At 59.7% G+C, this 22,316-nt stretch carries 18 protein-coding genes and 2 pseudogenes; 8 read left to right on the top strand and 12 right to left on the bottom strand.

Annotation, left to right across the window (positions count from 1 at the left end; translation table 11 throughout):
* Positions 1 to 15: 15 nt before the first annotated feature.
* A complete protein-coding gene (locus AC1Q6I_RS17655; protein WP_102623466.1) occupies positions 16 to 540 on the top strand; it encodes a GNAT family N-acetyltransferase in 525 nt (174 codons plus the stop codon).
* A gap of 57 nt (positions 541 to 597) precedes the next feature.
* Here AC1Q6I_RS17655 and AC1Q6I_RS17650 read toward each other — a convergent pair whose 3' ends face one another.
* The gene (locus AC1Q6I_RS17650; protein ID WP_410524631.1) at positions 598 to 1,695 is read right to left on the bottom strand and encodes a methyl-accepting chemotaxis protein; all 1,098 of its coding nucleotides are present in this window, start codon (positions 1,693 to 1,695) and stop codon (positions 598 to 600) included.
* Between the two features lie 195 nt (positions 1,696 to 1,890).
* Positions 1,891 to 2,079: pseudogene (locus AC1Q6I_RS17645) on the bottom strand (PAS domain-containing protein); the annotation flags it as partial.
* Positions 2,080 to 2,376: 297 nt separating this feature from the next.
* On the opposite strand from AC1Q6I_RS17645, the gene AC1Q6I_RS17640 reads away from it, so the two are divergent.
* Positions 2,377 to 4,575 carry an OsmC domain/YcaO domain-containing protein gene (locus AC1Q6I_RS17640; protein ID WP_102623467.1) on the top strand — a complete coding sequence of 733 codons (2,199 nt, stop codon included), beginning with the start codon at positions 2,377 to 2,379 and terminating at the stop codon, positions 4,573 to 4,575.
* 258 nt (positions 4,576 to 4,833) lie between these two features.
* Here the strand turns inward: AC1Q6I_RS17640 and AC1Q6I_RS17635 are convergent, their stop codons facing one another.
* Complete coding sequence (locus AC1Q6I_RS17635; RefSeq protein ID WP_069076255.1) at positions 4,834 to 6,000, bottom strand: cystathionine gamma-synthase; 1,167 nt, start codon at positions 5,998 to 6,000, stop codon at positions 4,834 to 4,836.
* Positions 5,997 to 7,373 (bottom strand): pyridoxal-phosphate dependent enzyme, encoded by a 1,377-nt coding sequence (locus AC1Q6I_RS17630; protein ID WP_102623468.1) that lies wholly within the window; start codon positions 7,371 to 7,373, stop codon positions 5,997 to 5,999. The genes AC1Q6I_RS17635 and AC1Q6I_RS17630 overlap by 4 nt, the downstream gene beginning before the upstream one ends.
* A 266-nt stretch (positions 7,374 to 7,639) precedes the next feature.
* Here AC1Q6I_RS17630 and atzF point away from each other — a divergent pair, with 266 nt between their 5' ends.
* Positions 7,640 to 9,436: an allophanate hydrolase gene (gene atzF, locus AC1Q6I_RS17625; RefSeq protein ID WP_102623469.1), complete on the top strand. Its 1,797-nt coding sequence runs from the start codon at positions 7,640 to 7,642 to the stop codon at positions 9,434 to 9,436.
* A gap of 2 nt (positions 9,437 to 9,438) precedes the next feature.
* Positions 9,439 to 10,140: a GntR family transcriptional regulator gene (locus AC1Q6I_RS17620; RefSeq protein ID WP_102623470.1), complete on the top strand. Its 702-nt coding sequence runs from the start codon at positions 9,439 to 9,441 to the stop codon at positions 10,138 to 10,140.
* Positions 10,141 to 10,180: 40 nt separating this feature from the next.
* Here the strand turns inward: AC1Q6I_RS17620 and dapA are convergent, their stop codons facing one another.
* From dapA to AC1Q6I_RS17590, 6 genes are all read right to left on the bottom strand, one after another.
* Positions 10,181 to 11,044: a 4-hydroxy-tetrahydrodipicolinate synthase gene (dapA, locus tag AC1Q6I_RS17615; protein WP_102623471.1), complete on the bottom strand. Its 864-nt coding sequence runs from the start codon at positions 11,042 to 11,044 to the stop codon at positions 10,181 to 10,183.
* 320 nt (positions 11,045 to 11,364) lie between these two features.
* Positions 11,365 to 12,753, bottom strand: a complete 1,389-nt coding sequence (locus tag AC1Q6I_RS17610) for a hypothetical protein (protein WP_024075779.1) — start codon at positions 12,751 to 12,753, stop codon at positions 11,365 to 11,367.
* Positions 12,754 to 12,923: 170 nt separating this feature from the next.
* Positions 12,924 to 13,406 carry a VOC family protein gene (locus tag AC1Q6I_RS17605; protein WP_102623472.1) on the bottom strand — a complete coding sequence of 161 codons (483 nt, stop codon included), beginning with the start codon at positions 13,404 to 13,406 and terminating at the stop codon, positions 12,924 to 12,926.
* An 85-nt stretch (positions 13,407 to 13,491) separates the two neighbouring features.
* Entirely contained in the window at positions 13,492 to 13,878 is a 387-nt protein-coding gene (locus tag AC1Q6I_RS17600; protein WP_093235662.1) for an ester cyclase, read from the bottom strand.
* 22 nt (positions 13,879 to 13,900) lie between these two features.
* Positions 13,901 to 14,521 carry a LysE family translocator gene (locus tag AC1Q6I_RS17595; protein WP_102623473.1) on the bottom strand — a complete coding sequence of 207 codons (621 nt, stop codon included), beginning with the start codon at positions 14,519 to 14,521 and terminating at the stop codon, positions 13,901 to 13,903.
* Positions 14,522 to 15,016: 495 nt separating this feature from the next.
* Positions 15,017 to 16,672 (bottom strand): methyl-accepting chemotaxis protein, encoded by a 1,656-nt coding sequence (locus tag AC1Q6I_RS17590; protein WP_102623474.1) that lies wholly within the window; start codon positions 16,670 to 16,672, stop codon positions 15,017 to 15,019.
* Positions 16,673 to 17,558: 886 nt separating this feature from the next.
* Between AC1Q6I_RS17590 and AC1Q6I_RS17585 the strand changes: the two genes are divergently transcribed.
* A complete protein-coding gene (locus AC1Q6I_RS17585) occupies positions 17,559 to 18,776 on the top strand; it encodes a DUF1444 family protein (RefSeq protein ID WP_102623476.1) in 1,218 nt (405 codons plus the stop codon).
* Positions 18,777 to 18,817: 41 nt separating this feature from the next.
* Positions 18,818 to 19,180: a hypothetical protein gene (locus AC1Q6I_RS17580; protein ID WP_102623477.1), complete on the top strand. Its 363-nt coding sequence runs from the start codon at positions 18,818 to 18,820 to the stop codon at positions 19,178 to 19,180.
* 245 nt (positions 19,181 to 19,425) lie between these two features.
* Here the strand turns inward: AC1Q6I_RS17580 and AC1Q6I_RS17575 are convergent.
* Positions 19,426 to 20,855 (bottom strand): annotated as a pseudogene (locus AC1Q6I_RS17575) (IS1182 family transposase).
* Between the two features lie 101 nt (positions 20,856 to 20,956).
* On the opposite strand from AC1Q6I_RS17575, the gene AC1Q6I_RS17570 reads away from it, so the two are divergent.
* A complete protein-coding gene (locus tag AC1Q6I_RS17570; RefSeq protein WP_102623478.1) occupies positions 20,957 to 21,244 on the top strand; it encodes a barstar family protein in 288 nt (95 codons plus the stop codon).
* Positions 21,245 to 21,442: 198 nt separating this feature from the next.
* Positions 21,443 to 21,856, top strand: coding sequence for a hypothetical protein (locus tag AC1Q6I_RS17565; RefSeq protein WP_102623479.1), 414 nt, complete (start codon positions 21,443 to 21,445; stop codon positions 21,854 to 21,856).
* Positions 21,857 to 22,007: 151 nt separating this feature from the next.
* Here the strand turns inward: AC1Q6I_RS17565 and AC1Q6I_RS17560 are convergent, their stop codons facing one another.
* Entirely contained in the window at positions 22,008 to 22,268 is a 261-nt protein-coding gene (locus AC1Q6I_RS17560) for a DUF3630 family protein (protein ID WP_102623480.1), read from the bottom strand.
* Positions 22,269 to 22,316: the final 48 nt, after the last annotated feature.

Genomic DNA, 22,316 nt, shown 5'->3' with positions numbered 1-22,316 from the left:
GCTCAGTGACACCCAATGCCACTACACATTCGCCTGGCGCGACTGGATGACGCGCCGTTATTGCCCGCCATCGAGCATTCTGCCGCCCAAGCCTTTCAACTGATCGATGGCTTGGGCTGGCTGGCCAGCGCAGGCACCTTGACCGTCGAGCGTCATCGGCAGTGGATCGCGCTGTCGACCTGTTGGGTGGCGGTCGATGCCAACGATCAACCTCAAGGATTTCTGTGCGCAGAACGCCAGGGCGACGACCTGCATATCCATGAGGTGTCGGTCGCTCGGTCGCTGCACGGCCAGGGCTGGGGGCGCAAGCTGGTTGAGGCGGCGATGGACGCTGCGCGCTCACAGGCACTGCGCGCAGTGACCCTGACGACGTTCAGGCAGGTGCCGTGGAATGCACCGTTCTACCGCCGCCTGGGGTTTGAGCTGCAAGCCGAGGCGTCATTGGATCAGCGCTTGGCCGGGATTTTGGCAGACGAGTATGCACAAGGCTTTGAGCCCGGCAGCCGCTGCGCCATGGTGTGGCGGGTGGCCAGAGCTTGACCACCCGACGACCTTTCAGCCCGGCCCCCGACTTTGCTGGATGCGGTGGGTCGCCTGTCAGCGATTGAAACGTTCAACCAATGCATATTGGGTGGACGCGGTGCGGGTCAGCTCCTTGCTCAGGTCGGTGGATTGATGCGCCTGGACCGAGGTCTGGTCGGCCAGTGTGGCAATGGTTGTGATGTTGCGGCTGATCTCCTCGGCCACGGCGCTCTGTTCCTCGGTGGCGGCGGCGATCTGGGTGGTCATGTCGGTGATGTGGGACACCGCTTCGCTGATGCCCACCAATGCCTGGTCGGCCTCAAGCACCCAAGCCACGCCTTCCTGGGCCTGGCGATGGCCGTTCTCCATGCTTTGCACGGCATTGTTGGACGACGCCTGGAGCTTGGTGATCAGCCCGTGGATCTGGGTGGTGGATTGCGAGGTGCGTTGTGCCAGCTGTCGGACTTCGTCGGCGACCACGGCAAATCCGCGCCCCATCTCGCCGGCACGGGCCGCTTCGATGGCCGCGTTGAGGGCCAGCAGGTTGGTCTGGTCGGCGATGCCTTTGATCACATCGACGACGGTGCCGATTTCATCGCTGTCCCTGGCCAGCTGCGCCACGGTGACACCCGTTTCGCCGACCACCGCGGAAAGCCGCTCGATGGCTTCGCGGGTATCCCGCGCCACCTCACGGCCGCGCCCGGTCAGCAAGTTGGCTTGCTGGGTGGCATCGGCGGTGCGCTGCACATGGCTGGCGACTTCCTGGGTGGTCGCGGCCATCTGGTTGACGGCGGCCGAGACCTGCTCGGTTTCGACGCGCTGGCGGTCCAGGCCGGTGGAGCTGGCCGTGGCCAGTCGGTCGGATTGCCCGGCCAGCGCACTGAGTTGCTCGGCGCTGTCCTGCAAACGGGTCAGGCAAGTCTTCAGGCGCGCGTTCTGGCTGAGGAACGCGGTTTCCAGGCGTGCCTGGGGACCGGCTTCATCGCTGTACATCTGTGCGATCAAGGCATCGGAGGTGGATGGCTCGACGCCGACCAGCAAGCGCAGGGTCGCGCGCTGGCGCCACTGTGAGCAGAGCAGCGCCACCGGAACCGCGACGCCCACCGCCACGGCAATGGCCAGCGGCGCGCTGAGGAACAGCCCACCCACCGCGCCGGCAAGGCCGGTGGCGATATACGGCACGCAGCTCATCAAGGCCGGCGCCCAGGTGTCCAGGGCGGCCACGGCGGCTTTACCCTGGCTCAGACGCCGATACAGCGCCTGGGCACGCCGGATCTCATCGGCGGTCGGCTTGACCCTGACCGACTCGAAACCCACCACGCGGTTGCCCTCGAAAATCGGCGTGACATAGGCGTTGACCCAATAATGATCGCCGTTTTTCGAGCGATTCTTGACGATGCCCATCCACGGCAGCCCCTGCTTGAGCGCACGCCACATATGGGCAAACACGGCGGGAGGCACGTCGGGATGGCGCACGATATTCTGCGGCGCCCCGATCAGGTCGGCGCGTTCAAAACCGCTGATATCGACAAAAGCATCGTTGCAGTAAGTGATCATCCCATCCACATCGGTGGCGGAAATGAGCTTCTGCGAAGGCGCGAGGGAAATCTCGCGTTGTGTCACTGGCTGGTTATTGCGCATTCGACTACTCCCTGAATTGCTAGCAGGTCATCGGCAACCGTACAGATAAGTTGATGGTATTTCGTCTGACAAGTGCTCTGGCGTGGCTTTATACCGGTGTCGATAGCGCATCAGCCTTGCCTGTCGGCGGCCGAATGGCGAAAGCACAAGACTTAAAACGCAAATCCCGGATAATGGCGGCCAATTTGAAGTTCGCTATTTTGGTAATCCCGCATGGAAATTAAGGTCAACTTTCTCGACAACCTTCGACTTGAAGCCAAGTTCGATGACTTCACGGTGATCGCCGATCAACCAATTCGCTATAAAGGCGACGGGTCGGCGCCGGGGCCATTCGATTACTTCCTGGCCTCGTCAGCGTTGTGTGCGGCGTATTTTGTGAAGCTGTACTGCCAGACGCGCAATATCCCCACGGAAAATATCCGCCTGTCGCAGAACAACATCGTTGATCCGGAAAACCGCTACAACCAGATCTTCAAGATCCAGGTCGAGCTGCCTGCGGACATTTCCGAGAAGGACCGCCAGGGTATCCTGCGTTCCATCGACCGTTGCACCGTGAAGAAAGTGGTGCAGGCCGGGCCGGAATTCATCATCGAAGAAGTGGACAACCTCGACGCCGATGCCCAGGCCTTGTTGATGCCCGGCAGCCCATCCGACGCGGGCACTTATATCGCGGGCAAGGACCTGCCGCTGGAGCAGACGATCGCCAATATGTCCGGGATCCTGGCCGGCCTGGGCATGAAGATCGAGATCGCCTCGTGGCGCAATATCGTGCCCAACGTCTGGTCCCTGCATATCCGTGATGCGCACTCGCCGATGTGCTTTACCAACGGTAAAGGCGCGACCAAGGAAGGCGCCCTGGCGTCGGCGTTGGGCGAGTTTATCGAGCGGCTCAACTGCAACTTCTTCTACAACGATCAGTTCTGGGGCGAGGAATTGGCCAACGCGCCGTTCGTGCATTACCCCGATGAGCGTTGGTTCCAGCCGGGGCGCAAGGATGAACTGCCGCCGGAAATCCTCGACGCCTACTGCCTGAAGATCTACAACCGCGACGGTGAGTTGCGCGGTTCCCACCTGTTCGACACCAACTCCGGCAACGAAGAACGTGGCATTGTCTCGCTGCCGTTTGTGCGCCAGTCCGATGGCGAGGTGGTGTATTTCCCGTCCAACCTGATCGAAAACCTCTACCTGAGCAATGGCATGAGTGCCGGCAATACCTTGGCCGAAGCCCAGGTGCAGTGCCTGTCGGAAATCTTCGAGCGTGCGGTCAAGCGTGAAATCATCGAAGGCGAGTTTGCCCTGCCGGACGTGCCGGCCGAGGTGCTGGCGAAGTACCCCGGTATCCTGGCCGGTATCGAAGGCCTGGAAGCCCAGGGCTTCCCGGTGCTGGTCAAGGATGCGTCGCTGGGCGGTGAATTCCCGGTGATGTGCGTGACCTTGATGAACCCGCGTACCGGAGGCGTATTCGCCTCATTCGGCGCGCACCCGAGTATGGAAGTGGCCCTGGAGCGCAGCCTCACCGAACTGCTGCAAGGCCGCAGCTTCGAAGGCTTGAACGATTTGCCGCAGCCAACCTTTGAAGGCCATGCAGTCACCGAGCCGAACAACTTTGTCGAACACTTCATTGACTCCAGCGGTGTGGTGTCGTGGCGCTTCTTCAGTGCCCAGTCGGATTACGAATTCGTCGAGTGGGACTTCTCGGGCCAGGGTGAAAACTCCAACGCCGAAGAGGCCGCGACGCTGTTCGGCATCCTCGACAACATGGGCAAGGAGTCGTACATGGCGGTGTACGAGCACCTTGGCGCCACGGCCTGCCGCATCCTGGTGCCGGACTACTCGGAAATCTACCCGGTGGACGACCTGATCTGGGACAACACCAACAAGGCCCTGTTTTTCCGCGCCGACATCCTCAACCTGCACAGCCTCAGCGATGCCGAGCTCAAGGCCCTGGCCGAGCGCCTGGTGGAGAGCGAGCTGGACGACTACACCGATATCACCACCTTGATCGGCATCGAGTTCGACGACAACACCGCTTGGGGCCAGTTGACCATCCTGGAATTGAAGCTGCTGATCTACCTCGCGTTGCAGCAGTACGAAGACGCCAAGGAACTGGTGGAAATGTTCCTGCAGTACAACGACAACACCGTCGAGCGCGGCCTGTTCTACCAGGCGGTGAACGCGGTGCTGGAGATGGAACTGGACGAAGACCTGGAACTGGCGGACTACGAGGCCAACTTCCGACGGATGTTCGGTAACGAGCGGATGGACGCCGTGATCGGCTCGGTGAATGGCAGCGTGCGTTTCTATGGCTTGACGCCGACCAGCACCAAGCTGGAAGGGCTGGACCGGCATCTACGCTTGATCGAGAGCTACAAGAAACTGCACGGCGCGCGGGCCAATATCACCTCGGCCTGACGCACTGACCCGTGTGGGAGGCGCCACTACCTCTTCGAGATAGTGTTGTCGCGCATGCCTATGCCGTTCAGTTAAGTGCACATCGCCTTCTGTAGTAGCGAGCTTGCTCGCGAAAAACGTCAACGATAACGCGTGTTTCCTGAATCAACGCGGCGCCTGTGAGTTTTTCGCGAGCAAGCTCGCTCCTACAAAAAAAGCCTTAACTGAACGGCATTGGGGCTTGCCCCTCCCACCTGGGATTCATGGGGGCTGGAGGATTTATATCCGGGCCAAGGCTTGCGCCAGGTCCGCCCGCAGATCCTCGACATCCTCAACCCCCACCGACAACCGCACCAACCCATCGCCAATACCCAATTGCGCGCGCGTGGCGGCGGGGATGCTTGCGTGGGTCATGATTGCCGGGTGTTCGATCAGGCTTTCCACGCCCCCCAGGCTTTCGGCCAAAGCGAAGATTCTGACGTTTTCCAGGAAGCGCCGGGCGCCGGCCAGGTCGCTGTTCAAATCCAGCGAAATCATCCCGCCAAACCCGCGCATCTGTCGACGCGCCAGTGCATGCTGGGGATGGGACGCCAGGCCGGGATAGTGAACCCGTGACACTTGCGGTTGTTGTTCCAGCCAGGTCGCCAATTCCAGTGCATTGCTGCAATGGCGCTCCATGCGTAGGGCCAGGGTTTTCACGCCGCGCAGGGTCAGGAAGGCATCGAAGGGCCCGGCGATCGCGCCGACCGAGTTTTGCAGGAAGCCCAGGCGTTCGGCCAGTTCCGGGTTGTCGCCAACGATGGCGATGCCGCCGATCACGTCGGAGTGGCCATTGAGGTACTTGGTGGTGGAGTGCACCACGATGTCGAAACCCAGCTCCAGCGGGCGCTGGATCCACGGGCTGGCGAATGTGTTGTCGGCCACGCAGAGGATGCCGCGGTCACGGCAGATGCGCGCGATGGCGCTGAGGTCGGTCAGGCGCAGCAACGGGTTGCTCGGGGTTTCAACCCAGACCATGCGCGTGTCGTCTTGCAACGACGCTTCAAACGCCGCGCCATCGCTCAGGTCGACAAAGCTGAAACGGTGCCCCGCGCTGCGCTGGCGCACCTTGTCGAACAGGCGAAATGTGCCGCCGTACAGGTCGTTGCCGGAGACGATATGGGCGCCTGCATCGAGTAATTCCAATACGGTGGAAATCGCCGCCAGCCCCGAGGCGAAGGCAAACGCCTGGCTGCCGCCTTCGAGGTCGGCCACGCAGCGTTCCAGGGCAAAGCGCGTGGGGTTATGGGAGCGGCCGTAGTCGAACCCCTTGTGTACACCGGGGCTGTCTTGCAGGTAGGTGGAGTTGGCGTAGATCGGCGGCATCAGCGCGCCCGTGGTCGGGTCGGGTGATTGCCCGGCGTGGATCACGCGGGTGGCAAACGCACTTTTATCGGGCTGACTCATGCAAGGGACCTCCGTAGGTGATTGAGCAGGTCGACGCGGGTGATCAGGCCGTGGAAGCCCGAGGCGTCGGCGATGATGGCGACCAGGCCGCGATCCAGTTCCGCCTGCAATTCGGCGAGGCTGGCGCTGGGGGCCAGGGTTTGCACTTTATCGGTCATGGCGCTGGCGACGATCATCGAGAAATCCGCGGCGTCATGGTGCAGGCCCAGCAGGATGTCGGATTCGTCGATCACCCCCACCAGTGTCTGGCCGTCCACCAGCACCGGCAGTTGCGAGACATCGGCCAGGCGCATGCGCTGGAAGGCGGTGAGCAGGGTGTCGTCGGGGCTCACGCTGATCACGCGGCCATCTTCGAAGCGGCGGGCGATCAGGTCGCGCAGGTCGCCGTAGTGCTTGTATTGCAGCAGGCCCGCATCCTTCATCCATTGGTCGTTGTAGACCTTTGACAGGTAGCGCGTGCCGGTGTCGCAGACGAACGTGACCACGCGCTTGGGTTCGGTCTGCGCACGGCAATAGCGCAGCGCGGCGGCGAACAGGGTACCGGTGGAGGAACCGCCGAGAATGCCCTCGGCCCTGAGCAATTGGCGGGCGTGGTCGAAGCTTTCTTCATCGCTGATGGAATAGGCTTGGCGCACGCTGGAGAGGTCGGCGATCGACGGAATGAAATCCTCGCCAATGCCTTCCACCGCCCACGAGCCTGGCGTTTCCAGGCGGCCACTGCGGCTGTATTCCGCCATTACCGAGCCCACCGGGTCGGCCAGCACCATGGCCAGGTCGGGTTGTACGCGCTTGAAAAAGCGGGTCAGGCCGGTGAGGGTGCCCGCTGAGCCGACCCCCACCACAATCGCGTCCACGTCGTGCTGGGTTTGCGCCCAGATTTCCGGGGCAGTGCTGGTTTCATGAGCCAGGGGGTTGGCCGGGTTGTTGAACTGGTCGGCAAAGAACGCGTCGGGAATGCCCTTGGCCAGGCGCGCGGCCACGTCCTGGTAATACTCGGGGTGGCCCTTGCCCACATCGGAGCGGGTGATATGCACTTCGGCGCCCATGGCCTTGAGGTGCAGCACTTTTTCCGTGGACATCTTGTCGGGCACCACCAGCACTACCCGGTAGCCCTTGGCCCGGCCCACCAGCGCCAGGCCCAGGCCGGTGTTGCCGGCGGTGGCTTCGATAATGGTGCCGCCAGGGCGCAGGCGGCCGTCGCGTTCGGCGGCGTCGATCATGGCCAGGCCGATGCGGTCCTTGATGGAACCACCGGGGTTTTGCGATTCGAGCTTGAGAAACAGGGTGCAGGGGCCGGTATCGAAACGGCTGACGCGTACCAACGGCGTGTTGCCGATCAGTTCGAGGACGGCGGGGCGGGAAGGCGTAGGCATGTCGTCACCTGGTTACGGGATGGGCGTAGGGTGGGGGACAGCAAAAGGCAAAGCATGGCTTGGAACATAGGCCGGTATCGGGCGGCTCGCAACCGAGCGGTCGGCTGGGTGTCTTTTTTTGGCGCATGGGCGACGCTCGGGTGCGCCATCAACGAGCAGGCCCGAGCACCTGGATGGGCACGCGAGCCCGCTCATCACGGCGTTTCGGCCTTTGGCCTGGGGTTTGCTTTAAGACAGGTCAACTTGGATACAAGATGGGAATCCCTATGCAGAGCGTTATCGGCTGGACCCTTGGCGAATGGCACGCGGCCTATCGCAGCGGGGCGATGACCCCCGACCGGTTGTTGAGCCTGGCGGCGCAATACAGCGCGGATGACAGCGCCTGGATTGCCCGCGCACAACCTGAGCAATTGGCCATGCAACTGGCGCAATTGAACGACAGGCTGGACGCGGTGGGCGGCGATATCGACAAGTTGCCGCTGTACGGCGTGCCATTCGCCATCAAGGACAACATTGACGCGGCGGGCTGGGACACCACGGCAGCCTGCCCGGAATTCGCCTACAGCCCAACGTCGGACGCGACCGTAGTCGCCAAACTGCGAGCGGCAGGTGCGATTCTGATGGGCAAGACCAACCTGGATCAATTCGCCACTGGCCTGGTGGGCACGCGCTCGCCGTATGGTGCGGTGGGTAACAGTTTCAATGCCGATTACGTCAGCGGCGGTTCCAGCTCCGGCTCGGCGTCGGTGGTTGCCCGCGGGCTGGTGGCGTTTGCGCTGGGCACCGACACCGCAGGCTCGGGCCGAGTACCGGCAGGGTTCAACAATATCGTCGGATTGAAACCGACCAAGGGCCGGTTTTCGAATACGGGCCTGGTGTCGGCCTGTCGCACGTTGGATTGCATCTCGGTGTTCGCCCTGACCGTGGAGGATGCCGCCGCGGTGGCGCAGGTCGCACAGGGCTATGACGCCAGCGACGCATACTCGCGTAGCAACCCCTACACGGCGCCGGTGAGCGTGGGTGCCTCGATCAAGCTGGCAATACCGGCGAGCCTGGAGTTCTTCGGCGATACGCAGAACCAGGCGGTGTTCGAGCAGGCGGTCGAGCACTTCAAGGCGTTGGGCGCGGTGATCAGCGAGGTGGATTTCAGTGCGTTCAAGGCCCTGGCCGACCAGTTGTATTCGGGTCCCTGGGTCGCAGAACGCACGGTGGCCCTGGAAGGCATGCTCGAACACCAGCCGCAGGCCATCAACCCGGTGGTGCGCGGCATTGTCGAAAATGGCCTCCAGTACAGCGCCTGCGATGCCTACAAGGCCGAATACCTGCGGGCCGAACTCAGTCGCCGCATCAACGACACCTTGGCGGGGTTCGACGCCTTGCTGGTGCCGACCTCGCCGACGATTCGCACGCGCGCCGACATGGTGCTGGAGCCGGTGCGCTACAACGCGCAATTCGGCTACTACACCAACTTCACCAACCTGGCGGACCTGTCGGCGCTGGCGCTGCCGGCGGGCCTGCGAGCGGACGGTCTACCGTGCGGCATTACCCTGCTCGCACCGGCCTGGCATGACAGCGCCCTGGCGCACCTGGGCCAGCGCTGGCAGGCCAGCCTTGAGTTGCCGCTCGGCGCAACCGAACGCCACCTGCCGGCACCCGCTGCTGCCCAACAGGCACCCGGTACCGTGCGCGTGGCGGTGGTGGGCGCCCACCTGAGCGGCATGCCGTTGAACTTCCAACTGACCACACGCAACGCCGTGCTGGTGGAGCAGACCCTCACGGCCAGCACTTATCGTTTGTATGCGCTGCCCGGCACCGTGCCGCCCAAGCCGGGGCTGGCCAGGGCGGAAGGTGGCCGATCGATCATCGTCGAGCTGTGGGACATGCCTATCGCCCGTTTTGGCGAGTTCGTCGCCGAAATTCCCGCACCGCTGGGGATCGGCACCCTGATGCTGGCGGATGGACGCAGTGTCAAAGGCTTTATCTGCGAACCCTGGGCCCTGGCGGATGCGCTGGATGTCACTGAGTTTGGCGGCTGGCGCGCCTATGTCACCAGCAAGGGGTAAGCATGCCGCTTTCAACGCTGAAAAAACCGCGCGAGCGCCCGGACAGCCTGGCCGAGCAGATCTATGCGCAACTCAAGGCGGATATCTTCGACTTTCGCCTGTTGCCTGGCGACCGTTTCAGCGAGGGCGAAGTGGCCGAGCGCATGAGTGTCAGCCGTACACCCGTGCGCCAGGCGCTGTACCGGCTGGAACGGGAAGGCTACCTGGCGGTGTACTTCCGCAGCGGCTGGCAGGTGAAACCGTTCGACTTCACCTATTTCGAAGAGCTGTATGACGTGCGGATCGTGCTGGAACTGGCCGCTGTCAGCCGTTTATGCGCGATGGAGCAACCGAACCCGATCTTGCAAGGGCTGCAGGCGACCTGGCTGGTGGAGGAACGTGAGCGCCTGCAGGACAGCCAGGCGGTGTCGGCGCTGGATGAACACTTTCACTGCGCCCTGGTGCAAGCCACCGGCAACCGTGAGATGGCACACATGCACTACGCCCTTACGGAAAAGATCCGCATCATCCGGCGCCTCGACTTTACCCAGGCTTCACGCATTGCGGCGACGTACGAGGAGCATGGGCAAATACTCACCACGATCCTGCAACGGCGCGGCGATCAGGCGCAGCACTTGCTCAAGCGGCATATCGAACTGAGCAAGCAGGCAGTGCGCGAGATCACCTTGCATCGGTTGCAGATGGCCAAGCCGCGCATGCCTTGAACAACCCTGTAGGCGCGGCCTGCTCGCGCCTACAGCGGCATTATCGTGCCGGTGCCGAGAGCGGCTGCACCCGTGCAATCAGCGCCGCGCTGGCCCGCTGCATCGGTGCGCGCAATTCGCTGCCGATCAAGCCCTGCAATGCCAACGCCGCTTTCACCGGTGCCGGGTTGGGCTCCATGAACAACGTCTGGATCAGCGGCAGCAGCTGGAAAAACGTCTGCCGCGCTTCGGCCAACTGGTTATCCCGCACCTGCTGCCACAGCGCCACAAACTGTTCGGTATGCACGTGGGCCGACGCCGCGATGGCACCGCTGGCACCCAGGCACAGCGCGTTGAAGAGCTGGATATCCTCGCCACACAGCACATCCACTTCGCCGCTGGCCAGCAGTGCCAGGGTATTGCCGAGGTTGCCGCCACAGTCCTTGACCGCCTTGATGCGCTCATGGGCGACGATGTTCAGCAGGGTGGCCTGCTCGAAGGTCACGCCGGTGCGATAGGGGATGTCATAGAGAATGATCGGCACACTGGACGCATCGGCCACCGTACGAAAAAACGCTTCGAGGCCGGCCTGGGAAGGGCGGATATAGCTGGGCGCCGGCACCAGTAAACCGGCCACGGGGCGCTTGAGGACTTGGTCCTGGAACTGCAGCAATTCAATCTGGTTATTGCCCGCCAGGCCCATCACCACACGGTGCGCCGGCACCCACTGCAACACGGCATCGAGCACGGCCAGTTGTTCCTGGCGGCTCAGCGACGCGGCTTCACCGGTGGTGGTGCAGACCATGATCCCGGCCACGTGCTTTTCCAGCAAATGCTCAACCAAACGGCGCAGGCCGATAAAGTCGAGGGCGCCGTCATGAAACGGCGTGACCACGGGAACCCAGATACCTTGAAACGCTGACATGCTCTTTCTCCTGATGGTTGACCGATTAAGTCACCGTCAGAAGGGCAGAGGGAATTGTGCAAGGGGAGGGTGTCCGTCGCGCTCAATGTCCTGTCAGCTCATCTGACGGGACAGCGCGCCCCGGTCACATGAGCGACTGTTTCTTCGATTTGAGGGCGTGTGCAGCGCAATCTTGCGCCTTGGCAATCAAGCCAATGACGGAAAAGTTAACCAGCGACGTTGCGCACATGAGCGGACACACCCTGAAGAAGGCCTCCATCTTCAGGGTGTGTGAGCAAATGTGTCAACCTGATTGAAGGTGTTTTTCACCTTGTGGACGGTTACTCGAATTTATCGATGCGTGTATCGGAGTAGAAAAACTCATTCTTGTCCGTGCTCGACTCCAGGAAGTACGCATAGTCCGTCAGGTAGAACAGGTGGTTAACCCGGTTGTATTTGTCGTTGTCGTTGCGGCACGACAGGGCCTTGGCGCTGCCCAGCAGGTTGGGGTTGAGTTCACTGGCCGGCAATTGGCGCTCGACCACGCAGCGCGTGATGGTCTGTTTGTCGTAGTTGCCAATCACACTGTTGAGGGTCGAACGGGTGCTTTGGTAGACCAAGGTGTCGCCCACCGGCAGGGCTTTCCAGTTACCGGTGAAACTCAGCTGGGTCGTCGTCGTGCTTTCGGCCATGCTGCCGCCGAAGGTGCTCTTGGACACCAGGTCGATCAGGTTTCGCCAGCTTACCGATTGGGATTCGTAGCCTTCGCCACGCAGGGCGATCGACAGCTGGCCGCTGGCGGCGTCGCGGCTGATGAACTGCTCACTGGTCGAGTTACTGGTCTTGCCTTTCATGGTCGACGTGCCCGTGAAGTGCACGTACTTCAGGCTGCGGGTCGGTTTGTCCTGGTCAAATTGCGCCAGTGCCGCCAGCACCGGTGGCTGTACCGAGCCCAAGGCGATGGTCGCCGGGGCCTTCAGGCGCGGCTTGAACAGTGGCAGCGCGGCGATCTTCTCGGGGGTGGCGCAGACGCTGTTGAACAGCAATTCATAGTCGGTATCGCTGCCGACAATGTTGCGTGGCGTCGGAAAACTGTCGACCCGGCCGTCACTGACCCGATTGCGTGCATCCAGGTCATAGCCGGCCAGCTCCTTGTAGGTGCCGTTAGCGCAGGACACGGCAAAGTGCTCGCGCTTTTGCGCGTAAGGCGCGTCGTAGGGCAGGTCGTTGAGCACCGTTGGGTTATCGAACGCCGCCCAGAAGCGGACTTCGCCCTCCACGGTCTTGATGCTCGCGGCGTCAATCAGTACCCAATTGCCACGTTCATCCGTCTTGACCAGGCGCCAGTCTGGCTTGGGGGTCTGGGCGCACGCGCGCACGAAGGTCGGGTTGGCGGCCAGCTTCGCGTGCAGGTCGGCTGACAATTTGCGGGCTTCGGTGTAGCGCCCGGCCTTGAGTGGGTAGACCCGCTGCGAACCGTCGAGGTACAGCAAGGACAGTTGCGGCGAAGAACACGCGGCCTCGAACTGCATGGTGCGGCGTGCACCCGGCGTCGACAGCGGCATCAGCAGCTCGAAACTGAGCAGATCGCCTTCGCGCACGATGCTGTTTTCCACCAGCGGCTGGGCGAGGGTGTCGGCGAGCATCTGGTCGACTTTGCTGGCCTGGGTGGCGCAGCCGGACAGGGTGGCAAGGCCGCCCACTAACAAAAGGGTAGAGAAAAAGCGCACAGGAGCCTCTTTGAGTCCATTCAGGGATGTAAGGATGACGGCAAGTGGCGCCGAATCTTTAGCGTGCAGGGTGTGGCGGGGGCAAAGTCTAGTCAGCGTGGCGCGCTCTGTACAACGCCTGTGCAGCGGCCTTTGGGCCGTAGAGTGCCCCAAGGCGCTGCCGGGTGTGTTCAGCGATTGGCGATTGCGGCCTCAATCGTGGCGATGTCGATCTTGGTCATGCTCATCATCGCCTCGAAGGCGCGCTTGGCCGTTGCCGGGTCCGAATGGGTCACGGCGGCCGACAGCACGCGCGGGGTGATCTGCCACGACAACCCCCACTTGTCCTTGCACCACCCGCAGGCACTCGGCTGGCCGCCGTTGTCGATAATGGCCTGCCACAGGCGATCGGTTTCGGCCTGGTCATCGGTGGCCACCTGAAACGAAAATGCCTCGGTGTGCGGGAACGCCGGGCCGCCGTTCAGGCCGATACACGGGATGCCCATGACAGTGAAATCGACGGTCAGGACGTCGCCCTGTTTCCCCGCAGGGTAATCGCCAGGGGCGCGGTGGACGGCATTGACCCGGCTGTCCGGGAAGGTCTTGGCATAGAAATTCGCGGCCTCCTCGGCGGTGCCGTTGTACCAGAGGCAGAGGGTGTTTTTATGCGTCATCTCAGGGCTCCACGGTGGATGGGTGTGTGGAGTCTAGACAATGGGCTGAGGCGCGGCAGTCGCGCTTGTCGGTCCGGGACAGCCCTTACAGCTGGCGTTCGATCGCGGCCTTATCAATCACCGACCAGACGTGGGCGATCTTGCCGTCGACGTATTCATAAAAGACATTTTCGGAGAACGCGACCTTCCGACCGTTGATCGGCAAGCCGAAGAACTCACCCTTGGGCGTGACGTTGAAATTCAACCGGCTGGCGAGGGTGGGCGGGTCGGCGACCAGCAGCTGGATGTGGAAGACCAGGTCGGGAATTTCGCGAAAGTCCCGTTCGAGCATGGCGCGGTAACCGGCGACGCCCACGAGGCGGCCATTGTAGGTCACGTCCTGGTGCAGCAGATTGGGCAAGCGTTCCCAGTCCTGTTGGTTGAGGCAGTGGATGTATTCGCGGTAAAGACTGGCCAGCGCATTTCTGTCCATCTCATTCATTTCGAACCCTCCGTCAAGCCCGTCGCGCCATCAACAACACCGTTGCCGCTGCCGACAACAACCCCGCACAGCAGCGATTGAAGACACGCTTGCCCCGCGGCTCGGCAAACCAGCGGCGCATATGCAGGCCCATATAGGCATAGACGCTGATCGCGATCCATTCCAGCGCCAGGAACAGCGCGCCCAGCACAGCGAACTGCGGCGTGATCGGCTGGCCCGGTACCACGAACTGGGGGAGGAAGGCGGTGAAGATCAGGATGGCTTTGGGGTTGCCTGCCGCCACCAGGAACTCCTGACGCGCCAGTGCCCACAGGCTGACCTTGGCGGTTGCTGACTCCGCGTGCGCCTGTGGATTCGCACCCCACAGTTGAAACGCCAGATAAAACAGATACGCCGCGCCCAGAATCTTGATCCCGTAGAACAACAACTCAGAGGTTTGCAACACTACCGCGAGGCCGGCTGAGGCAAGGACGATCATTCCGGCGAAGGCGAGCAAGCGGCCAATGCCTGCCAGGCAGGATGTGCGGTAGCCGTAGCGCGTGGAGTTGCTTACGGACAACAGGTTATTCGGGCCAGGCGCCATGTTCAGGGCGAAGCAGGCGGGGAGGAAGAGGGCGAGGGTGGCGAGGTCCATGGCGGCTCCGGGTTTGAGCGGACGGGGAGGGGCGAGGATAAGGGGATTGGGGGCGGTTGGACAATGTTATGGCCAGCACACCTGGCTTTTTTTGCGGGATGGATCATCGGTCAGCCCCCCTTCAAGCTCTGTAAAAAGCTTGGGCAATACTGGGGGGAAGGCTTCAACAACATTTGACGTTAGCAAACACCTCGAGAAGAAAGCATGTTTGGAACGGAGCGGCCGGTTTTTCTTCAAGTCGTCTTGAATCCCGTCCGAGAGCATCGTGCCCTTTTTGAAGCATTGTCTGATGCCCAGGTAGAACAAACTACGCTATCGGTCTGCGGTGAATGGTTCGACGCAGGAGTCATCTGATCAGCTCGCACTGCGCTGATACGCAACTGTGGATGGGAAGACCGGTTCGCCTGGTCGATGGCACGACGATACCTGTGTCCTGCGACTAACCAGGGGCCATTTCTCGCAGCAACGCGGCTCGCGATGAAATGGCAACAGACCCTAGAGCTGAAAGCGCGAGATGTTCTCTCGCAATGTCACGCTAGTGCGTGCTAGTCCTTCGCTTTCCTGCTGAGCGCTGCGGAAGGCGGCAGCGGATTGCTCGGCGCTTTCGCTGACGGTCACGATGCCCCGGCTGATCTGCTCGGCAACGGTACTCTGCTGCTCGGCGGCCGCGGCGATTTGGTGGTTCATGCCGTTGATCCGCTCGATCATGGTTACGATCGTGCTTACCGCGTCACCGGCCTCGGAAACGCCGGACACCGACTGCGCACTGGAGCGCTTGCAGCGTTGCATATGCTGCGAGGTCTCGTCGGCAATTTTCTGCAGACTGGCGATCAGCCCCTCAATCTCTGAGGTGGCCTTCTGGGTACGCTGTGCCAGGCTGCGGACCTCGTCGGCTACCACCGCGAAGCCGCGTCCAGCCTCGCCAGCACGTGCAGCTTCGATGGCTGCGTTGAGGGCCAGCAGGTTGGTCTGGTCGGCCACCGACTTGATCACCTCAAGCACGCCGCCGATATTGCCGGTTTCATTCTTCAGCCGGCCCATGGCAATGTTGGACTGTTCGATTGTCTCGGCCAGCTCGCCGATCATGTTGACGGCATCTTTGGCCTTCTGCTGGCTGTACAGGGCCGCGCTATCGGCATCGCTGGCGGCACTGGCGGCGGATTCGGCATTGCGCGCGACATCCTGCACGGTGGCGGCCATTTGGTGAACGGCGGTGACGATCTGCTCGACCTCGCACTGTGCCATGGCCACGCTCTCGGCGTTTCTCAGGCTCGATTGGCTAAGTTCCTGGCTGGATTCGGCCACGGTCTGTGAGGACAGGTTTATGCCCTTGGTCATGTCCCGCAGGTTCTCCTGCATGCTCAGCAGGGCGGCCATGATGCTGGCTTGTGGTGGCTCAATCGTGCGCTCGCTAGCGCGCAAATCGCCCTGGGCAACTCGTTGGGCGAGCTGGTTGAGTTCACTCGGTTCGGCACCCAGCGCGCGCAGCAGGTTGCGGCTGATGACGTAGCCCAGTACCGCTGCTAGTAAGACGGCCAGCGCAGTAATGGCGAGCAACAGGTTGCGTTGTGACAGATAGTTTGCGTCATTTTCGCTGACCTGCAGGTCTGCCTTCTGGTTGGTGTAGCGCAGGAATTCGCCAATTGCCTGGGTCAGCTCGGCCAGTAAGGGTGTGCACTGCTCGCTGACCATGCGCAGGGCCTCGTCGTTTTCACCCTTGAACAGGTGTTCGGCAATGGTGTGTGCTACCGGTTTGTAGCGGCTCTCGACCTGCTCGATGGTTGAGAACAGTTCACGTGCCTTGGGCGACACATCATCATGGCTTTCAATTGCCTGGCGTAGCGCGGCGAGGCTGCCGGCCACCATTTGTTCGTTGATGGCAATTGCGCCTCGCTGCTGTCCTCTCGCGGTGACATTGCTGTTCAAGGCGATGTTACGCAGGGCAATCGCGCGCTGGGCGGCGGCGTCGTTCAGTGTGTTGGCGAGGCGGGCGCGCGCATCAATGCCATTAACGTAGAGAAAAAAGTCCTTATTGCTGTTAGCCAGGGCGTACAGCGAGATAGCGGCGATCAGCAGCATAAACGCGAGCAGGCTGGCATAGCCGGCATAGAGACTGGTCCGTGTAGAGAGCCGGGGAGTGTGCGATGGCATGATGTACCTGCGTAGTGGGAGGAGCGGTTTAGGGACACCTGCAAGCGTATGTATTCGCCCTTGGTCCGCATCCTGCGCAGGTATTCTTTTGTCCGACGGCAACCAGTCGCGGTGTTATTTCCTGGCTAGTCGAAACTTGTACAGATTTTAGTATTTGTACAAGTCTTGTACAACTATATTGGTGTGATGTCGTCATGGCATCACTCAATCCCGATGAGCGGTCAGTAACCTCCGATTTCTGGCAGGCGCGGGAAGTAGAGGTCTGGCTATCGGGCTGATGACTGTTTGGGGGCGATACAGCCCAAGGCCATCTTTGGGCCGATAGAATCCTGCGAGCGCTGTAAAAATGCGTGGCGTAATTTCTGTACAGGTATTTTGTATGGGGATGAGCTAGGGCGCGCTAATTGTGAGCATGCGCTGCGCTAGGGGCTGTTGCCGTTTCATCGCGAGCCGCGTTGCTGTGAGAAATGGCTCCCGGTTATGGGGGACGAGTTCATTCTCGGATCTCCATGCGAGATGGCGGGGGAGGTTTGCCCAACGTGCGGCGAGGAGGTTATGCAAATGGCGAGCGATGGCGTTGACTGCCCCACTTGCGGGATATCCATGCCGGCTGGCCGAGCATGAGAGGGGCTGGCGGATTCATCGACATGAACGTCTGATTGGTCGATTTTGTCAGCGGGGTTTGAGCAGCGCCACAGCCGGCCATTTACAACAAAATAACGCCCGTCCGGGGTTGTAGGGTTCATGAGCCTAGCTCCAGGTGTGCGACCCTATTTTTCATCTTATACCTGTCGATATAGAGAGCAGCCGCTCAAGCTGTGGACACGTTTAGCCGCGTCCAACCCACCCTGTTTACAAATACCTGCTGACACGAAGGATCCTGTGCATGCTCCAATCCCTGCTCGACAAAATCTTCAGTCGTCCTCTGACTCAGGAAGGATTTGCCAAAAAATTTATCGAGTCAGCCCGCAAGGCTGGCTACAGCGAGGCCATGGACTTTCAGACTAGCGAGTTTCGCATCCGTCATAACAATGGCTCGTACTTCAATCTTCATAACGCCTTTCGCGACTATCAAAATGGAGACAAGACCCAGAAGGCCGCAATTCTGAATGGGTACGTATCGACTCTGTTGGAGTCTGGCCAGAGAACCGGGACGGTCTTTGAAAACGTGAAAGCACAATTACGTCCGGTGATTCGAAATCTTGCCATGCTTGAGGAAGTTCGACTGGAGCACGCCAGAAATGGTGGCGACAAGCCGCACGATGTCGTTTATCAGTCCTTGGGCCGCGACTGTGTGATTATGCTTGCCGTCGACTCTCCCGAGTCCACCGCCACCCTTACGAGAGGCCCTGAAGCGCAGTGGGGTGTCACAATGGATGAGGCAGTGGCGATCTCCATTGAGAACTTGCGCGATGCGACGCACGAGGCCTTCGGTGAGATCATCCCTGGGCTCTACGCCGCGCAGTGGGCGGACGGATACGACAGCAGCAGAGTCTTGTTGCCAGATGTTCTACAGCGCGCACCCGTTAAAGGTCGACCGGTGTTCATGATCCCCAGCCGTGACGTCTTGATGGTCACGGGCGACAAGGACGAGCAAGGCATCCGTCAGATGGTCGAGCTTAGCTTCAAAGCGCTTGAGAGGGGCAGGGCAGTCTCCACCGACATTTATACCTATGACGGGCGCGATATCGTCCCATTTCACACTGATGATGAAACGGTCAATAACCGTCTGGCCACGCTGGAACATTTGCTGCTCCAGGGTAGCTACAGTAATCAGAAAGAGTTGCTCGATAAGGTCAATCTGGAAACGAGCGTCGATGTGTTTGTTGCCTCGTACCTTCTCTACGAGCTGTCTGACCAGAACGGCAAAACCGTATCGATGAGCGCTTGGACAAAAGGTGTGCCGACCCTATTGCCCAAGAGTGATCGCATCGTGTTGGTTGAACCCGTTGAGGGTGGGGAACCTACGGTCAAAACCGTTCTATGGAGCGAGTTTGAATCCGAGCTTGGCGATCTGCTGACTACAGAAACTGGCTATCCACCTCGCTATCGGACACTAGGATTTCCTTCGGCAGAGCAGCTTAATCGCCTGACTGCCTTGTGATCGCCGCTCAACTAATCTGGCGCACTGCGATGGAGGTATGAATGCCCGACACTTACAGCGCGCATGATCATGCGAACCGCAATCAGGCAGAAATCCTCGCCAGCAACCATTGCGCTTGCTTTGGTTGCTATGCGGTATTTCCTGCTTCTGATGTGACACGGTTTACTGAGACCAAGGCATGGTGTCCAAAATGCGAGGCTTTCAGTACGGTCGTTGGCGATGCCTCCGAGCTGCCTTTGGATCGAGAGTTTCTGGAGGTAGTTCACGATCACTGGATCGGGCCTCAAGATTGGTTGGATGAGATGGCGGCGCAGACTCATGCGATCGCAACTGCTGTTTACAGGCAGACAAGCACAACGATGGATGAGGAACGAGTTCGTCCTTGGTGGAAGTTTTGGCGATGACACTCCCAATTATCCAGCGGTTGCATGTGATCAGTAGGAGTGACCGCTTTTGGCCGATTTTTGCCTATGTCTAAGGGCAGCGGTCGGCCCAGAGTGTGTAAAAACGGGCCAGTGCAATGTCGGCACGTAGCCCCGACGGTTTTTGCTATGTAGTCGCTCGGGGTAAGCCCTGCGGGTCGTCACTAGGGTCTTGGAGGCTTCAATAAAGCCCCTACGATGCCAGGTGGGCAACAAAGCCAACCATTTCAAGCTGACAACGCCTTCATTAAGCTGCTGGTGCCAAGGATTTTCATAACGCGCTTCATGTTGTAGGCGAGCACGTTCAAGCTCATTTCTGCACTGACGCCTTCCAGCCTTCGCGTCAAAAAATGCGTGGCGCCCATCCACTGTTTGAGCGTCCCGAAGGGATGCTCAACTGTGCGCTTTCGGACTCGCATCATGTCCGGCGCGTTGCTCAGCCGGACCTGCATCTCTTCCAATATCGCCTCATGCTCCCAGCGCCGAACACGGCGTTGCTTGCTCGGTGTGCACTGTGTTTTCAAGGCGCAGCCTTGACACTTTGAACTCCAATAACGATGCAGCTTCATGCCTTTCTCGACGCTGGAGAAACGCCATATCAGCGTTTCTCCAGCTGGACATACATAGTGATTTTTCGCCGCGTCATAGATAAAGGCATCGTTGTTAAAACGCCCATCAGCTTTGGCTCCAGAGGTCATTGGCTTGGGCACATACGCGGTGATATCAGCGTTGTGACAAGCCAGGATTTCCTCACCTTTGAAATAGCCTCGGTCGGCCACCACCGAAAGCGAATCTGATGCCATGGCCTCGCGCGCCTGCTTGGCCATTGAGCTGAGCTGATCACGGTCGGAACCGACATTGGTCACCTCATGAGCAACGATCAAATGGTGCTGAGCATCGACTGCTGTTTGCACGTTGTAGCCAACGATCCTGTACCACGCGTCATCATTGAACGCGCGTCTGGATCGGTCAGTGAGACCTGTTTATCCGGTGAGTCGTTGAGCCGTATTTCAATCGCCTGAAGCTCCTTCATTTGCACTTTGAGCTTGGCGATTTTCTCTTCCAGCCGCACCGTCTTGGCTTCAGAGGATGTGGGCTCTTGCCGATCCGCAGTATCAAGTGCCGTTAAGTAACGGTTGATGCTCGATTCGATTTCCTCCATGCGCCGCTTCAGTTTGGCACTGGTGAAATTTCGGTCGCGGTTGTTGACGGCTTTAAACTTGCTGCCATCAATGGCAACCAGATTTTCACCGAATAATCCCAACTGCTGACATAGCACTACGAACTGGCGACAGACGCCTCGGATAGCCTTGCTGTTGTCTTTTCGAAAATTCGCGATGGTCTTGAAATCGGGCATCAAACGCCCTGTCAGCCACATCAACTCCACGTTGCGTTGAGCTTCTCGTTCAAGACGCCGGCTCGATTGAATGCGGTTGAGATAGCCGTAGATGTAGATTTTCAGCAAGATTGCGGGGTGGTAAGCAGGTCGGCCGGTATCGGCTGGAATGACGCCTTCAAAACTTAGATTGACTAGGTCGAGTTCGTCGACGAAAACGTCGACTACTCGCACCGGATTTGTGTTGCTGACGTAGTCGTCAAGGCTTTCGGGAAGCAAAGTGCTTTGTCCGCGATGCTCACCTTGAATAAAGCGCTTCATTACCGACCCCCGAATGGATCACGCCAAAAATGATAGTAAAAGCATTCTGATTCAGCCGCTGGCATGCGTTCGCTGGTTAACAGTTTTTTGAGGTAATGACGATGAGCCGATTGCACATGGTAAATATTGACCTGAGTGGGGTGTCAAGCTCTGAGGACCTCCATTGTGTCTTGAAGGATGCGCTCGGTTTTCCTGGGTGGTATGGCTGTAATTGGGATGCTTTCTGGGACGCGATAACGGGTCTAGTGGAAATGCCCGAGCACCTGAAAATTTCAGGGTGGAACATGCTATCCAAGCGCTTACCTGAGGATGCGAGGCTCATGCATGAATGCCTTACCGAAATGAAGGTTGAGTACCCAGCGCTCGCATCAGATGTAGATTTCGGCTAAACGATCCCAAGCTGACATTTCGCCAGTTCCACCTAGAAACACAAGCGTCGCGCGGAGGTACTTTCCAAATCATTCAGCGGGATGCCTGTCTCCCCTGACGCCGGCTGAACATCTGTTTTTACACACTCTGGGCCAGAAGCGGCCATTGCGACCATGCAGTACGATGCACTCCTACCGTTAGATCATTAGGGCTAATCCATGCAATTCCATGGTTTCGTGTTTGGGCATATCGAGGTCGAGATTCACGACCGTGCATACGATCTGCATAACTTCTATCAAGCCGGCGCCATCATTTACGACATCGTGGATCGGTCGATTGTACTTAGCTTCACTCGACGGAGTGACTCATGGGTGCCGACTGAAGAAGCACGCAAGATTACTATCAGCTTCCATGAGGTTGACTACTTTTCAGCGAGTGGGCGGGATGAAAACCTGGCTGACAGTGACGGTAATGTTCTTCATTCGATTGGAGTGGTGGAGTCCGGTGCGGAGACACAAACCTTTTACCTCACAGATAACATCCAACCAGATCATCACCTTGTAATACGCTTCGAGTCTGGCCTGACATTACGAGTACAGGCCGCTGAAGCGCGGTGCGAAATCGTTTTCTGAGCGGCACATAACTATGGCCCTCGACGTCTGCTATGGGTCGAGCGGAGCCTGCTTGTCGATATCTGGTGCGAGGAAATGGGCAGGGCTTGATAAGCCCGCTATCGACCCACAGCTGCCGTCTAGATCAGTTGTGATCTTTGTTGGAGCGGGTTTACCCGCAAGGAGGCTGCTTGAGCAACGCACATACTCTTTGAGCGATGTCATCTGCGCCATCGGGAATGACCACTGAAATGCCTAAATAGTGTTCAAGGTGCAGGGTAAGCGTGTGTTCATCCACTAACAGATCCCAGTAGCGCTGGTCCGAGCCATCGAGCCTCTCTTTCCAGCAACCGCCCAGCCCTTGCTCAAGAACCCGGGCCACATACTCGAAAAGTTTCCAGTCAGCTTCTTCTGATACTTCAATTCTCACCATGCGTCACCTCACGACCAGCAGTCCCTCGATTCTGGTGGCTCCTGCGAA

Source organism: Pseudomonas sp. MPR-R2A5, from assembly GCF_058793055.1.
Note: the sequence above shows the minus strand (reverse complement) of the source record. Positions and strands in the feature narration are given on the sequence as shown.